The organism is Pseudomonas abyssi (assembly GCF_003444685.1).
Lineage (GTDB): Bacteria > Pseudomonadota > Gammaproteobacteria > Pseudomonadales > Pseudomonadaceae > Halopseudomonas > Halopseudomonas abyssi.
In genome coordinates this window covers 74827-86563 of the sequence record NZ_LMAZ01000011.1, presented here as the reverse complement: position 1 = coordinate 86563, position 11737 = coordinate 74827, and the positions used below count along the sequence as shown (strand labels likewise).

At 56.0% G+C, this 11737-nt stretch carries 26 protein-coding genes; all 26 read left to right on the top strand.

What is annotated here, in order from left to right; all coding sequences use genetic code 11:
- Positions 1-92, top strand: a 92-nt coding sequence (locus tag ASB58_RS19105; protein WP_023007569.1) for an EF-Tu C-terminal domain-related protein, incomplete at its 5' end; no start/stop codon positions are given.
- Between the two features lie 155 nt (positions 93-247).
- Positions 248-559 carry a 30S ribosomal protein S10 gene (gene rpsJ / locus ASB58_RS19100; protein WP_044501102.1) on the top strand — a complete coding sequence of 104 codons (312 nt, stop codon included), beginning with the start codon at positions 248-250 and terminating at the stop codon, positions 557-559.
- 91 nt (positions 560-650) lie between these two features.
- Positions 651-1289, top strand: a complete 639-nt coding sequence (gene rplC / locus ASB58_RS19095; protein ID WP_083728642.1) for a 50S ribosomal protein L3 — start codon at positions 651-653, stop codon at positions 1287-1289.
- Positions 1290-1301: 12 nt separating this feature from the next.
- Entirely contained in the window at positions 1302-1904 is a 603-nt protein-coding gene (rplD, locus tag ASB58_RS19090) for a 50S ribosomal protein L4 (RefSeq protein ID WP_096006255.1), read from the top strand.
- Positions 1901-2197 carry a 50S ribosomal protein L23 gene (gene rplW, locus ASB58_RS19085; protein ID WP_083728640.1) on the top strand — a complete coding sequence of 99 codons (297 nt, stop codon included), beginning with the start codon at positions 1901-1903 and terminating at the stop codon, positions 2195-2197. Before rplD ends, rplW begins: the two co-directional genes overlap by 4 nt.
- 14 nt (positions 2198-2211) lie before the next feature.
- On the top strand, positions 2212-3036 hold the full coding sequence (gene rplB / locus ASB58_RS19080) for a 50S ribosomal protein L2 (protein WP_118131989.1): 825 nt from the start codon (positions 2212-2214) through the stop codon (positions 3034-3036).
- A gap of 17 nt (positions 3037-3053) precedes the next feature.
- A complete protein-coding gene (gene rpsS / locus ASB58_RS19075) occupies positions 3054-3329 on the top strand; it encodes a 30S ribosomal protein S19 (protein ID WP_083728638.1) in 276 nt (91 codons plus the stop codon).
- Positions 3330-3340: 11 nt separating this feature from the next.
- Positions 3341-3673: a 50S ribosomal protein L22 gene (rplV, locus tag ASB58_RS19070; RefSeq protein ID WP_065335991.1), complete on the top strand. Its 333-nt coding sequence runs from the start codon at positions 3341-3343 to the stop codon at positions 3671-3673.
- A gap of 11 nt (positions 3674-3684) precedes the next feature.
- Complete coding sequence (rpsC, locus tag ASB58_RS19065) at positions 3685-4365, top strand: 30S ribosomal protein S3 (protein WP_096006254.1); 681 nt, start codon at positions 3685-3687, stop codon at positions 4363-4365.
- 11 nt (positions 4366-4376) lie between these two features.
- Entirely contained in the window at positions 4377-4790 is a 414-nt protein-coding gene (gene rplP / locus ASB58_RS19060; protein ID WP_083728636.1) for a 50S ribosomal protein L16, read from the top strand.
- Positions 4790-4981 (top strand): 50S ribosomal protein L29, encoded by a 192-nt coding sequence (gene rpmC, locus ASB58_RS19055; protein WP_083728635.1) that lies wholly within the window; start codon positions 4790-4792, stop codon positions 4979-4981. Before rplP ends, rpmC begins: the two co-directional genes overlap by 1 nt.
- Before the next feature lie 2 nt (positions 4982-4983).
- Entirely contained in the window at positions 4984-5247 is a 264-nt protein-coding gene (rpsQ, locus tag ASB58_RS19050; protein WP_096006253.1) for a 30S ribosomal protein S17, read from the top strand.
- A 42-nt stretch (positions 5248-5289) separates the two neighbouring features.
- Positions 5290-5658, top strand: coding sequence for a 50S ribosomal protein L14 (rplN, locus tag ASB58_RS19045; protein WP_088277353.1), 369 nt, complete (start codon positions 5290-5292; stop codon positions 5656-5658).
- 11 nt (positions 5659-5669) lie between these two features.
- Positions 5670-5984: a 50S ribosomal protein L24 gene (gene rplX, locus ASB58_RS19040; RefSeq protein WP_088277355.1), complete on the top strand. Its 315-nt coding sequence runs from the start codon at positions 5670-5672 to the stop codon at positions 5982-5984.
- Positions 5985-6001: 17 nt separating this feature from the next.
- On the top strand, positions 6002-6541 hold the full coding sequence (gene rplE, locus ASB58_RS19035) for a 50S ribosomal protein L5 (RefSeq protein WP_083728631.1): 540 nt from the start codon (positions 6002-6004) through the stop codon (positions 6539-6541).
- An 11-nt stretch (positions 6542-6552) separates the two neighbouring features.
- Positions 6553-6858, top strand: a complete 306-nt coding sequence (gene rpsN / locus ASB58_RS19030; protein WP_083728630.1) for a 30S ribosomal protein S14 — start codon at positions 6553-6555, stop codon at positions 6856-6858.
- A 39-nt stretch (positions 6859-6897) separates the two neighbouring features.
- On the top strand, positions 6898-7290 hold the full coding sequence (rpsH, locus tag ASB58_RS19025) for a 30S ribosomal protein S8 (protein ID WP_083728629.1): 393 nt from the start codon (positions 6898-6900) through the stop codon (positions 7288-7290).
- Between the two features lie 13 nt (positions 7291-7303).
- Positions 7304-7834: a 50S ribosomal protein L6 gene (rplF, locus tag ASB58_RS19020; protein ID WP_096006252.1), complete on the top strand. Its 531-nt coding sequence runs from the start codon at positions 7304-7306 to the stop codon at positions 7832-7834.
- Positions 7835-7844: 10 nt separating this feature from the next.
- Positions 7845-8195, top strand: coding sequence for a 50S ribosomal protein L18 (gene rplR, locus ASB58_RS19015; RefSeq protein ID WP_083728627.1), 351 nt, complete (start codon positions 7845-7847; stop codon positions 8193-8195).
- Between the two features lie 10 nt (positions 8196-8205).
- A complete protein-coding gene (gene rpsE, locus ASB58_RS19010) occupies positions 8206-8709 on the top strand; it encodes a 30S ribosomal protein S5 (RefSeq protein ID WP_083728626.1) in 504 nt (167 codons plus the stop codon).
- Positions 8710-8715: 6 nt separating this feature from the next.
- The gene (rpmD, locus tag ASB58_RS19005; RefSeq protein WP_065335992.1) at positions 8716-8898 is read left to right on the top strand and encodes a 50S ribosomal protein L30; all 183 of its coding nucleotides are present in this window, start codon (positions 8716-8718) and stop codon (positions 8896-8898) included.
- Positions 8899-8901: 3 nt separating this feature from the next.
- Positions 8902-9336: a 50S ribosomal protein L15 gene (gene rplO, locus ASB58_RS19000; protein ID WP_083728625.1), complete on the top strand. Its 435-nt coding sequence runs from the start codon at positions 8902-8904 to the stop codon at positions 9334-9336.
- Positions 9337-10665, top strand: coding sequence for a preprotein translocase subunit SecY (secY, locus tag ASB58_RS18995; RefSeq protein ID WP_096006251.1), 1329 nt, complete (start codon positions 9337-9339; stop codon positions 10663-10665).
- 24 nt (positions 10666-10689) lie between these two features.
- Complete coding sequence (rpmJ, locus tag ASB58_RS18990) at positions 10690-10806, top strand: 50S ribosomal protein L36 (protein ID WP_074781302.1); 117 nt, start codon at positions 10690-10692, stop codon at positions 10804-10806.
- A 160-nt stretch (positions 10807-10966) separates the two neighbouring features.
- Complete coding sequence (rpsM, locus tag ASB58_RS18985; protein ID WP_096006250.1) at positions 10967-11323, top strand: 30S ribosomal protein S13; 357 nt, start codon at positions 10967-10969, stop codon at positions 11321-11323.
- 20 nt (positions 11324-11343) lie between these two features.
- Complete coding sequence (rpsK, locus tag ASB58_RS18980) at positions 11344-11733, top strand: 30S ribosomal protein S11 (protein WP_083728622.1); 390 nt, start codon at positions 11344-11346, stop codon at positions 11731-11733.
- Positions 11734-11737 lie beyond the last annotated feature (4 nt).

Here is an 11737-nt window from a genome sequence, read left to right as displayed (position 1 = left end):
CCCCGATTGCGATGGAAGACGGTCTGCGCTTTGCGATCCGCGAAGGCGGTCGTACCGTTGGCGCCGGTGTGGTAGCCAAGATCATCGAGTGATGATCTGAGTTGTACAAGGGAAAAGCCCTCGCATTGCGGGGGCTTTTCTTTTGGTTGACAGTGATGGGGCGCATCAGTAGAATTGCGCCTCCCTTGGACGGGTGCATCCGTTGACCGGCTGCGCCTGAAATCAGTTGCTTGGAGTTTCTGGTCAAATGCAGAACCAACAGATCCGTATTCGGTTGAAAGCTTTTGACCATCGCCTGATCGATCAATCTACCCAGGAAATCGTGGATACCGCGAAACGTACTGGGGCTCAGGTGCGTGGTCCGATCCCTTTGCCGACTCGTAAAGAGCGTTTTACTGTTCTGATTTCGCCGCACGTCAACAAAGACGCGCGCGATCAGTATGAAATCCGTACCCATAAGCGGGTGCTGGATATCGTTCAGCCCACCGACAAAACTGTTGATGCGCTGATGAAGCTGGACCTGGCTGCAGGTGTAGAGGTTCAGATCAGCCTCGGCTGATAGCCCCACAACGGGGGCTAAAGGTCGTGTAACGCCCTGTGTTGGGCGGCCATAGCGGGTAATAGCCCCGTGCACTCATGAGGTTTACAAAATGACTATTGGTTTAGTCGGCCGGAAATGCGGTATGACCCGCGTTTTCACTGAAGATGGTGTATCTATTCCGGTTACGGTTGTAGAAGTAGAACCGAACCGCGTTACTCAGGTTAAGACCCTGGAAGCCGATGGCTATCAAGCCATTCAGGTGACTGTGGGTGAGCGTCGTGCCAATCGCGTGACCAAGCCGATGGCTGGGCATTTTGCCAAAGCCAATGCGGCTGCCGGTCGCCAGGTGCTCGAGTTCCGCCTGGAAGACAGCTCCCAGTACGAAACTGGCTCCGAGCTGACTGTTGGCCTGTTTGAAGCAGGTCAGAAGGTGGATGTAACTGGTCAGTCCAAGGGTAAAGGCTTTGCCGGTACCATCAAGCGCTGGAATTTCCGCGGCCAGGACGCTACCCACGGTAACTCTATTTCCCACCGTGTACCCGGTTCCATCGGTCAGTGTCAGACCCCTGGCCGTGTATTCAAGGGCAAGAAGATGTCTGGTCACATGGGTGCCGAGCAGGTAACCGTGCAGACTCTTGAGGTCGTTCGCGTTGACGCTGAGCGTAACCTGCTGCTCATCAAGGGCTCCGTGCCTGGCGCTACCGGTAGCGACGTTATCGTTCGCCCGGCGGTCAAGGCCAAGGGTTAAGGGGGAGTTACCATGAATCTGAATGTAGCTGGTGCAAGCGCGATCGAAGTTTCCGATCTGACCTTTGCAACCGAGTTTAACGAAACCCTGGTTCACCAAGCCGTTGTCGCGTACATGGCTGGTGCTCGTCAGGGTACCAAGCAGCAAAAGACCCGTTCCGACGTTTCCGGTGGTGGTAAGAAGCCCTGGCGTCAGAAAGGTACCGGCCGTGCCCGTGCCGGCACCATCCGCAGCCCGATCTGGCGCTCCGGTGGTACTACCTTTGCTGCCCGTCCGCAAAATCACGAGCAGAAGCTGAACCGCAAGATGTACCGCGGCGCACTGCGTTCCATTCTGTCCGAGCTGGTACGCCTGGATCGTCTGGTCGTTGTTGAGAGCTTCTCCGTTGACGCACCGAAAACCAAGGCTCTGGCCGGCAAGTTGAAGGAACTCGATCTGCAGAACGTGCTGATCGTTACCGAAGGCGTTGATGAGAACCTGTACCTGGCAGCGCGTAACCTGCCGCACGTCGACGTGCGCGACGTTCAAGGTTCTGACCCGGTTAGCCTGATCGCTTACGACAAGGTACTGATCACAGTGCCTGCTGTTAAGAAGTTCGAGGAGATGCTGGGATGAACCAAGAGCGCATTTTCAAGGTACTGCTTGGCCCGCATGTGTCCGAAAAGGCAACCGTGCTGGCCGACGGCCAGAACCAGTTCGTGTTCAAAGTGGATACCACTGCGACCAAGCTGGAAATCAAAAAGGCCGTTGAGCAGCTGTTCAACGTCAAGGTCAAGGCGGTATCGACTTTGAATGTCAAAGGCAAGACCAAGCGCACCGTTCGCGGCCTGGGCAAGCGTAATGACTGGAAAAAGGCCTACGTTAGCCTGGAAGCCGGTCAAGACATCGACTTCGCCAGCGCTGAATAAGACAGGGGTACATCATGGCAATTGTTAAATGTAAACCTACTTCCGCTGGCCGCCGCTTCGTCGTCAAGGTCGTTAACGCTGACCTGCACAAAGGTGCTCCGCACGCACCGCTGCTGGAGAAGCAAGGCAAGTCTGGTGGTCGTAACAACAATGGCCGCATCACCACGCGTCATCGTGGGGGCGGACATAAGCAACACTACCGCATCGTGGACTTCCGTCGTAACAAGGACGGCATCCCCGCTGTTGTAGAGCGCGTCGAGTACGATCCGAATCGTACTGCTCATATTGCACTGCTGAAGTATGCCGACGGTGAGCGTCGCTACATCATCGCCCCGAAAGGCGTTGTTGCTGGCGATCAACTGGTCTCTGGTGCCGATGCGCCGATCAAGGCCGGTAACTCCCTGCCGCTGCGCAACATCCCGGTAGGTAGCACTATTCACGCGATCGAACTGAAGCCTGGTAAAGGTGCTCAGGTAGCTCGCAGTGCTGGCGCTGCTGTCCAGCTGGTTGCTCGCGAAGGTGCCTACGTCACCGTTCGTCTGCGTTCCGGCGAAATGCGCAAAGTCCTTGGCGAATGCCGCGCGACTCTGGGTGAAGTGTCCAACGGTGAGCACAGTTTGCGCTCGCTGGGTAAAGCCGGTGCCAAACGCTGGCGCGGTGTTCGTCCGACCGTTCGTGGTGTTGCCATGAACCCGGTAGATCACCCGCATGGTGGTGGTGAAGGTCGTACCTCCGGTGGTCGTCATCCGGTTTCTCCGTGGGGCTTCCCGACTAAGGGTGCCAAGACTCGGTCCAACAAGCGCACTGACAAGATGATTGTCCGTCGTCGCAGCAAGTAATTAGAGGGGATACGACAGTGCCGCGTTCTCTGAAGAAAGGTCCTTTTATCGATCTTCACCTGTTGAAGAAGGTCGAAGTGGCAGTAGAAAAGAACGACCGTAAGCCGATCAAGACCTGGTCGCGCCGTTCGATGATTCTGCCGCAGATGGTCGGTCTGACCATCGCTGTACACAATGGTCGCCAGCATGTCCCAGTTATCGTTAGCGAAGACATGGTCGGTCACAAGTTGGGCGAATTCTCTGCTACGCGTACCTACCGTGGTCACGCTGCAGACAAGAAAGCCAAGCGCTAAGGGGTTAGAAGATGGAAGTAGCCGCTACTCATAAGGGCGCCCGACTCTCTGCCCAGAAAGCGCGTTTGGTCGCCGACCAGATCCGCGGTAAGAAGGTGGATGAGGCCCTGAACCTGCTGGCATTCAGCAACAAGAAGGCCGCTGCCGTCATCAAGAAAGTACTCGAGTCCGCTATTGCGAACGCCGAGCACAACGATGGCGCAGACGTGGATGACCTCAAGGTCTCCACCGTGTTTGTCAACGAAGGTCGCTCCCTGAAGCGCATCATGCCGCGTGCCAAAGGCCGTGCTGATCGCATCATCAAGCGGTCTTGCCACATCACGGTCAAGGTTGCTGACAAGTAGGAGTCGATCAAATGGGTCAGAAAGTACATCCGGTAGGCATTCGCCTCGGTATTGTTAAACAACACACTTCGGTGTGGTACGCAGATGGTCGCAACTACGCTGACTATCTGAACACCGACCTGAAAGTACGCGCGTACATTCAGGACAAACTGAAAAGCGCCTCTGTCAGCCGCGTCGATATCCAGCGCCCGGCGCAGACAGCCCGCATTACCATTCACACTGCTCGTCCGGGCATCGTGATTGGCAAGAAGGGTGAGGACGTTGAGAAGCTGCGTCAGGATCTGACCAGCCAGATGGGCGTGCCGGTGCACATCAACATCGAAGAGATCCGCAAGCCGGAGCTCGACGGTGCCCTGGTTGCACAAAGCGTTGCTCAGCAGCTCGAGCGTCGTGTGATGTTCCGTCGTGCCATGAAGCGCGCTGTACAGAACGCCATGCGCATTGGTGCCAAGGGTATCAAGATCCAGGTTAGCGGCCGTCTTGGCGGCGCCGAGATCGCCCGTACCGAATGGTATCGTGAAGGCCGTGTGCCGCTGCACACCCTGCGTGCCGACATCGACTACGCGACAGCTGAAGCCCACACCACCTACGGTGTGATCGGTGTGAAGGTTTGGATCTTCAAAGGCGAGATCATTGGTGGTCTCCAGGAAGAAACCAAAGCCGTCGCGGCCAAGAAAAAAGCTGCTAAGTAAGGGGTACGCACATGTTACAACCTAAGCGTACGAAGTTCCGCAAGCAGATGACCGGCCACAACCGTGGTCTGGCGCATCGTGGTAGCAAGGTGAGCTTCGGTGAGTTCGCGCTCAAAGCCGTAGGCCGCGGTCGACTGACTGCACGTCAGATCGAAGCGGCTCGTCGCGCCCTGACTCGTCACGTTAAGCGTGGCGGTAAAATCTGGATTCGCGTGTTTCCGGATAAGCCCATTTCCAAGAAGCCTCTCGAGGTACGGATGGGTAAAGGTAAGGGTAACGTCGAGTACTGGGTAGCCCAGATTCGTCCGGGCAAGGTCCTTTACGAGATTGAAGGTGTTTCCGAAGAGCTGGCCCGCGAAGCGTTCGCCCTGGCCGCAGCCAAGCTGCCTCTCGCTACCACCTTTGTTAAGCGGACGGTGATGTAATGAAAGCGACAGAACTTCGTGAAAAATCTGCTGAGCAGCTGAACGAACAGCTGCTCACCCTGCTGCGCGATCAGTTCAACCTGCGCATGCAGAAAGCAACCGGTCAGCTCGGTCAAACGCATCTGCTGAACCAGGTAAAGCGCGACATCGCTCGCGTCAAGACTGTGCTCAATCAGAAGGGTGGTAACTGATCATGGCCGAGAACAAAACTGTTCGTAGCGTTACTGGCCGTGTTGTCAGTGACAAGATGGATAAAACCATCACTGTGCTCGTCGAGCGTCAGGAAAAGCACCCTCTGTACGGTAAGTACGTGAAGCGCTCTACCAAGCTCAAGGCACACGACGAGAACAACGAATGCCGCATCGGCGATCTGGTGACCATTCGTGAAACCCGTCCCTTGGCCAAAACCAAGAGCTGGGCACTGGTTCAGATCGACGAGCGCGCGGCGCAAGTCTAAGCCCGCGCAACTTAGCGGATTATTTAAGGGTCGGAGAAAGTTATGATTCAGACTCAATCCATGCTGGATGTGGCTGACAACAGTGGTGCACGTCGCGTTATGTGTATCAAGGTTCTGGGCGGTTCTCACCGCCGCTACGCCGGCATTGGCGATATCATCAAAGTGACCGTGAAGGAAGCGATTCCGCGCGGCAAAGTAAAGAAAGGCCAGGTGCTCAACGCGGTCATCGTGCGTACCCGTCACGGCGTGCGCCGTACTGACGGTTCGCTGATCCGTTTCGATGGCAACGCTGCCGTTCTGCTCAACAACAAGAATGAGCCGATCGGTACCCGCATCTTTGGGCCGGTGACTCGTGAGCTGCGTAATGAGCAGTTCATGAAGATCGTTTCCCTCGCGCCCGAAGTGCTGTAAGGAGCCCGGTCATGCAAAAGATCAAACGCGACGACGACGTAATCGTCATTGCCGGTAAAGACAAGGGCAAGCGTGGCAAAGTCCTGAAAGTTGGTGACGATGCCCGCCTGCTGGTTTCCGGTGTCAACATTATCAAGCGCCACACCAAGCCGAACCCGATGGCTGGTGCTCAGGGCGGTATTGTTGAGAAGGAGGCGCCGATCCACGTCTCCAACGTGGCAATCTTCAACCCCGAGACTAACAAAGCCGACCGTGTCGGTTTTAAAGTCGAAGACGGTAAGAAGGTTCGTATTTTCAAGTCGACCCAAAAAGCTGTCGACGCTTGAGAATCTAGGTGCTTACCATGGCGAGATTGAAAGAAACCTATCGCACTAACATCGTTCCCAAGCTCCAGGAAGAACTGGGCCTGAAGAACGTGATGGAAGTGCCGAAAATCACCAAGATCACCCTGAACATGGGCCTTGGTGAAGCAGTTGGTGACAAGAAGGTCATCGAAAACGCACTGGCTGATCTGGAAAAGATCACCGGCCGCAAGGGCATCGTTACCTACGCTCGCAAGTCTATCGCTGGCTTCAAGATCCGCGATGGCTGGCCGATTGGCGTCAAGGTCACCCTGCGTCGTGAGCAGATGTACGAATTTCTCGACCGTCTGCTGTCGATTTCCCTGCCGCGTGTTCGTGACTTCCGTGGTCTGAATGCCAAGTCCTTTGATGGCCGTGGCAACTACAGCATGGGTGTCAAGGAGCAGATCATCTTCCCGGAAATCGATTACGACAAGATCGATGCTCTGCGTGGTCTGGACATCACCCTGACTACTACTGCGCGGACCGACGACGAAGGTCGTGCGCTGCTGCGCGCCTTCAACTTCCCGTTCCGTAACTAGGAGTCAGGACAATGGCAAAAGTCAGTATGAAAAACCGTGAGGCCAAGCGTGCTCGCCTGGTCGCCAAATTTGCTGCCAAGCGTGCAGCTCTGAAAGCGACCATTGGTGACGTGAACGCCTCTGTAGAAGATCGCTGGGCTGCTCAGGTAGCCCTGCAAAAACTGCCGCGCGACTCCAGCCCGGTCCGTCAGCGTAACCGCTGCCGCGTCACTGGTCGTCCGCACGGCGTATACCGCAAGTTTGGTCTGAGCCGCATCAAGCTGCGTGAAGCAGCCATGCGCGGTGACGTGCCTGGTCTGGTCAAGGCCAGCTGGTAATCCAGACTTTTATTACTCAGTTTCAGGAGCACATAGCCCATGAGTATGCAGGACCCGTTGGCAGATATGCTGACCCGTATCCGTAATGCCCAGATGGCTGAAAAGTCCAGCGTCAGCATGCCCTCGGCAAAGCTGAAGGTGGCTGTCGCCAAGGTACTTAAGGAAGAAGGTTACGTTGCCGGTTACGAAGTGGTTGGCGACGTTAAGCCGACCCTGTCTATCGAGCTGAAGTACTTCGAAGGCAAGCCGGTTATCGAAGAGCTGAAGCGCGTGAGCCGTCCCGGTCTGCGCCAGTACAAGTCCGTTGAGCAACTGCCGAAGGTTAAAGGCGGTCTGGGCGTTTCCATCGTCTCCACCAACAAAGGTGTGATGACTGATCGCGCTGCTCGCGCTGCCGGTATCGGCGGCGAAGTTCTCTGCACCGTATTCTGATAGGGGGTTAACGATGTCTCGCGTCGCGAAGAACCCTGTCAAGCTGCCGCAGGGTGTAGAAATCAAACTGGACGGTCAGGCACTGTCGGTCAAGGGCGCCAAAGGTACCCTGGAACTGAGCCTGCATCCGACTGTTGAGGTTGTTCAGGAAGACGGCGAGCTGCGTTTTGCAGCCCGTGCCGGCAGCCCGAACATGGCCATGGCCGGTACTACCCGCGCTCTGGTCAACAACATGGTCATCGGCGTTAGCCAAGGCTTCGAGCGCAAGCTTCAGCTGGTTGGCGTAGGTTACAAGGCTCAGGCGAAAGGTCAGGTTCTGAACCTGGCGCTGGGCTACTCCCACCCGATCGACTATCAGCTGCCTGAGGGTGTTTCCGCTGAAACCCCCAGCCAGACTGACATCATTATCAAAGGCATCGACAAGCAACTGGTCGGCCAGGTAGCTGCGGAAATTCGTGATTTCCGTCGTCCGGAGCCCTATAAGGGCAAGGGTGTACGCTACGCCGATGAGGTAGTGCGTCGTAAAGAAGCCAAGAAGAAGTAGGGCATAGCAAATGAGCGATAAAAAAGTTATTCGTCTCCGTCGAGCTCGCCGTACGCGCCTGAAGTTGCGCGATCTGGAAGCCGTTCGTCTGTGCGTGCACCGCTCTTCGCAGCACATGTACGCACAAGTCATCTCGGCAGATGGCGCCAAAGTGCTGGCTAGCGCCTCCACTCTGGACTCCGAGCTGCGCGCTGGTTCCACCAGCAACATCGAAGCAGCCAAGAAAGTTGGCCAGCTGGTCGCAGAGCGTGCCAAGGCCGCCGGTGTAACTCAGGTCGCCTTCGACCGTTCCGGCTTCAAGTACCATGGTCGCGTAAAAGCGCTGGCCGACGCCGCTCGTGAAGGCGGGCTGGAATTCTAAGGGTAGAGTTATGGCTAATTTCGATCAAAAGCGCGACGAAGGTTACATCGAGAAGCTGGTCCAGGTTAACCGCGTTGCCAAAGTAGTTAAGGGCGGCCGCATCTTCGCTTTCACCGCACTGACTGTTGTCGGTGATGGCAAAGGTCGTGTGGGCTTCGGTCGCGGCAAGGCACGTGAAGTGCCAGCCGCCATCCAGAAGGCTATGGAAGCTGCACGTCGTAACATGATTCAGGTTGACCTGGACGGAACCACTCTGCAGTACCCTGTTCGCGCCGCTCACGGTGCGTCCAAGGTGTTCATGCAGCCGGCCTCCGAAGGTACCGGTGTCATCGCAGGCGGTGCAATGCGCGCCGTTCTCGAAGCCGCTGGCGTACACAACGTACTGGCCAAATGTTACGGTTCCACCAATCCGGTTAACGTCGTTCAGGCTACCTACAAGGGTCTGAAGTCGATGCAGTCTCCCGAGTCTGTAGCGGCCAAGCGCGGCAAGACCGTTGAAGACATCACGGGGTAAGTGGACATGGCAAACGAAAAAATCAAGGTGACTCTGTTCAAGAGTGTCGCTGGTCGTCTGCCGAAGCACCAGGCTTGTGTTAAAGGCCTGGGCTTGCGTCGCATCGGTCACACCGTTGAAGTCGAAGACACTCCGTCTGTGCGTGGGATGATCAACAAGGTCTCCTACATGGTTCGGGTAGAGGAATAAGACATGAAACTGAATGATCTGCGTTCCGCGCCGGGTGCACGCCGTGAAAAGCTGCGCGTCGGTCGTGGTATCGGTAGCGGTCTGGGTAAGACCGCTGGCCGCGGTCACAAAGGTTTGACCTCTCGTTCCGGTGGCACCGTTGCCCCCGGTTTCGAAGGTGGTCAGCAGCCGCTGCACCGTCGTCTGCCGAAGTTTGGTTTTACTTCCAAACTGGCTATGGTCACTGCTGAAATTCGCACCAGCGAACTGAACGCAGTTGACGCTGAGGTTGTTGACCTGCAGGCGCTGAAAGATGCCAATATCATTGGCAACAAGTTTGTACGTGCGAAGATCGTCTTGTCCGGCGACGTAACCAAAGCGGTTACCGTCAAAGGCCTGGCCGTGACCAAAGGTGCACGTGCAGCGATCGAAGCAGCTGGTGGCAAGATCGAGGACTAAATGGCTAAGCAAGGCGCTCTTTCTGGAATGAATCAAGGTGGCTTGAGTGAACTCTGGGGGCGCCTGCGCTTTCTGTTCCTCGCGATCATCGTTTACCGTATCGGGGCGCATATTCCGGTTCCCGGGATAAACCCTGATCGTCTGGCCGATCTGTTCAATCAGAATTCAGAGACGATCCTTAGCTTGTTCAACATGTTCTCCGGCGGTGCTCTGGAGCGGATGAGTATCTTCGCTCTGGGCATCATGCCGTACATCTCTGCATCCATCATCATGCAGCTGATGACGGCCGTTACGCCGTCGCTGGAGCAGTTGAAGAAGGAAGGGGAGTCCGGTCGCCGGAAAATCAGTCAGTACACGCGTTACCTGACGCTGGTCCTGGCGTTTATTCAAGCCATCGGTATGTCCGTTGGTCTGGCTAGTCAGGGTGTGGCCTTCAGCACCGGGTTCAGCTTCTACTTTGTAGCGGTTACAACCTTTGTTGCCGGGGCGATGTTCATGATGTGGCTCGGTGAGCAGATCACCGAACGGGGTGTCGGAAACGGTATCTCGATGCTGATCTTCGCCGGCATTGTTGCCGGTCTGCCGGCAGCCATTGGTCAGTCCTTCGAGGGTGCCCGTTTGGGTACCATCAATATTTTTGCGTTAATCGGTGTTGGCTTGGTTGCCATCGCCATGATCGCGTTCGTGGTGTTTGTCGAGCGTGGCCAGCGCAGAATCACGGTCAACTATGCCAAGCGTCAACAAGGTCGCAAGGTGTTTGCCGCGCAGACCAGCCATTTGCCCCTCAAGGTCAACATGGCGGGTGTGATCCCGGCCATCTTCGCCAGCAGTATCCTGTTGTTCCCGGCTTCGCTGGGTACCTGGTTCGCCCAGGGTGACAACATGGAGTGGCTGCAAACCTTCGCGCAGGCAATTGGGCCGGGTAAGCCGCTGAACATCATTCTGTTTAGTGCAGGGATCATTTTCTTCTGCTTCTTCTACACAGCCTTGATGTTCAATCCGAAGGATGTTGCGGAAAACCTCAAGAAGTCCGGTGCATTCATTCCGGGGATTCGTCCCGGTGAGCAATCGGCTCGCTACATCGATAGCGTGCTGACCCGTCTCACCCTGTTCGGTGCCCTGTACATGACCGCGGTCTGCTTGCTGCCGCAGTTCCTGGTGGTATCGGCGAATGTGCCCTTCTATCTGGGTGGGACTTCGCTGCTGATCGTTGTAGTGGTTGTTATGGACTTCATGTCACAAGTACAATCGCACCTCGTTTCTCAGCAGTACGAGTCTCTTTTGAAGAAATCTAACCTGAAGGGTTACGGCAGCGGCATGCTCCGCTGAGTATTCGGGTTATAGGAGTCGGCTATGAAAGTTGCAGCATCAGTCAAGAAGCTTTGCCGTAACTGCAAGGTTATCCGTCGCAATGGTAGCGTACGCGTAATCTGCAGTGCTGAGCCCCGTCATAAGCAGCGCCAGGGTTAATCCCCGGTTCTGAATTAAGACTACGTCTCAGGATAACCGCCACCTGGCCATATTTTGGTCAGGTGGTTGAATTTTATTTTTGTTAGCGCTACCCTACTGCACCCTTTTTCGAGCAACCTCTTTGGGTTGAGTCAGGTAGCTGTCAGACGGAGTAAATTGGATGGCCCGTATTGCAGGCGTCAACATCCCGGATAACAAGCACACTGTTATCTCTCTGACCTATATTTTTGGTATTGGTCAGACCAAGGCACAGCAGATCTGTGCCGCCACTGGCATTGCGCCCAGTGTCAAAATCAAGGATCTGAGCGAAGAGCAGATTGATACCCTGCGCAATGAAGTTGCCAAGAGCACGACCGAAGGTGACCTGCGCCGCGCGATCAATATGAACGTCAAGCGCCTCATGGATCTCGGCTGCTATCGTGGCCTGCGTCACCGTCGGGGTCTCCCGGTTCACGGTCAGCGCACCAAGACCAATGCTCGTACCCGTAAGGGTCCGCGCAAGCCGATCCGTAAGTAATTGCGAGGGAATCTACAGATATGGCTAAGCCAGCTGCTCGTGTACGTAAAAAAGTAAAAAAGACAGTCGTTGATGGGGTTGCCCACATCCACGCGTCTTTCAACAACACCATCATCACCATTACCGACCGTCAGGGCAACGCCCTGAGCTGGGCTACCTCCGGTGGTTCCGGCTTCCGTGGTTCGCGCAAAAGCACCCCGTTCGCTGCCCAGGTAGCGGCCGAGCGTGCCGGTCAGGCTGCTCTCGAGTATGGCCTGAAGAACCTGGACGTGTGCGTCAAAGGCCCCGGCCCGGGTCGTGAGTCTGCCGTGCGTGCGCTGAATTCTTGTGGTTACAAGATCAGCAGCATCACCGACGTCACCCCCATTCCCCACAACGGCTGCCGCCCGCCCAAGAAGCGTCGCGTTTAATCAG

Excerpts from the sequence above, each read along its gene's own strand:
- rplP (WP_083728636.1), top strand. The coding sequence starts at position 4,377 with ATGTTACAACCTAAGCGTACGAAGTTCCGCAAGCAGATGACCGGCCAC.
- rplX (WP_088277355.1), top strand. The coding sequence starts at position 5,670 with ATGCAAAAGATCAAACGCGACGACGACGTAATCGTCATTGCCGGTAAA.
- rplR (WP_083728627.1), top strand. The coding sequence starts at position 7,845 with ATGAGCGATAAAAAAGTTATTCGTCTCCGTCGAGCTCGCCGTACGCGC.
- rpsQ (WP_096006253.1), top strand. The coding sequence starts at position 4,984 with ATGGCCGAGAACAAAACTGTTCGTAGCGTTACTGGCCGTGTTGTCAGT.
- rplO (WP_083728625.1), top strand. The coding sequence starts at position 8,902 with ATGAAACTGAATGATCTGCGTTCCGCGCCGGGTGCACGCCGTGAAAAG.
- rpsN (WP_083728630.1), top strand. The coding sequence starts at position 6,553 with ATGGCAAAAGTCAGTATGAAAAACCGTGAGGCCAAGCGTGCTCGCCTG.
- secY (WP_096006251.1), top strand. The coding sequence starts at position 9,337 with ATGGCTAAGCAAGGCGCTCTTTCTGGAATGAATCAAGGTGGCTTGAGT.
- rpsJ (WP_044501102.1), top strand. The coding sequence starts at position 248 with ATGCAGAACCAACAGATCCGTATTCGGTTGAAAGCTTTTGACCATCGC.
- rplV (WP_065335991.1), top strand. The coding sequence starts at position 3,341 with ATGGAAGTAGCCGCTACTCATAAGGGCGCCCGACTCTCTGCCCAGAAA.
- rplE (WP_083728631.1), top strand. The coding sequence starts at position 6,002 with ATGGCGAGATTGAAAGAAACCTATCGCACTAACATCGTTCCCAAGCTC.
- rplF (WP_096006252.1), top strand. The coding sequence starts at position 7,304 with ATGTCTCGCGTCGCGAAGAACCCTGTCAAGCTGCCGCAGGGTGTAGAA.
- rpmJ (WP_074781302.1), top strand. The coding sequence starts at position 10,690 with ATGAAAGTTGCAGCATCAGTCAAGAAGCTTTGCCGTAACTGCAAGGTT.
- rpsM (WP_096006250.1), top strand. The coding sequence starts at position 10,967 with ATGGCCCGTATTGCAGGCGTCAACATCCCGGATAACAAGCACACTGTT.
- rplW (WP_083728640.1), top strand. The coding sequence starts at position 1,901 with ATGAACCAAGAGCGCATTTTCAAGGTACTGCTTGGCCCGCATGTGTCC.
- rpsE (WP_083728626.1), top strand. The coding sequence starts at position 8,206 with ATGGCTAATTTCGATCAAAAGCGCGACGAAGGTTACATCGAGAAGCTG.
- rplB (WP_118131989.1), top strand. The coding sequence starts at position 2,212 with ATGGCAATTGTTAAATGTAAACCTACTTCCGCTGGCCGCCGCTTCGTC.
- rplD (WP_096006255.1), top strand. The coding sequence starts at position 1,302 with ATGAATCTGAATGTAGCTGGTGCAAGCGCGATCGAAGTTTCCGATCTG.
- rpmC (WP_083728635.1), top strand. The coding sequence starts at position 4,790 with ATGAAAGCGACAGAACTTCGTGAAAAATCTGCTGAGCAGCTGAACGAA.
- rplC (WP_083728642.1), top strand. The coding sequence starts at position 651 with ATGACTATTGGTTTAGTCGGCCGGAAATGCGGTATGACCCGCGTTTTC.
- rpmD (WP_065335992.1), top strand. The coding sequence starts at position 8,716 with ATGGCAAACGAAAAAATCAAGGTGACTCTGTTCAAGAGTGTCGCTGGT.
- rpsK (WP_083728622.1), top strand. The coding sequence starts at position 11,344 with ATGGCTAAGCCAGCTGCTCGTGTACGTAAAAAAGTAAAAAAGACAGTC.
- rplN (WP_088277353.1), top strand. The coding sequence starts at position 5,290 with ATGATTCAGACTCAATCCATGCTGGATGTGGCTGACAACAGTGGTGCA.
- rpsC (WP_096006254.1), top strand. The coding sequence starts at position 3,685 with ATGGGTCAGAAAGTACATCCGGTAGGCATTCGCCTCGGTATTGTTAAA.
- rpsH (WP_083728629.1), top strand. The coding sequence starts at position 6,898 with ATGAGTATGCAGGACCCGTTGGCAGATATGCTGACCCGTATCCGTAAT.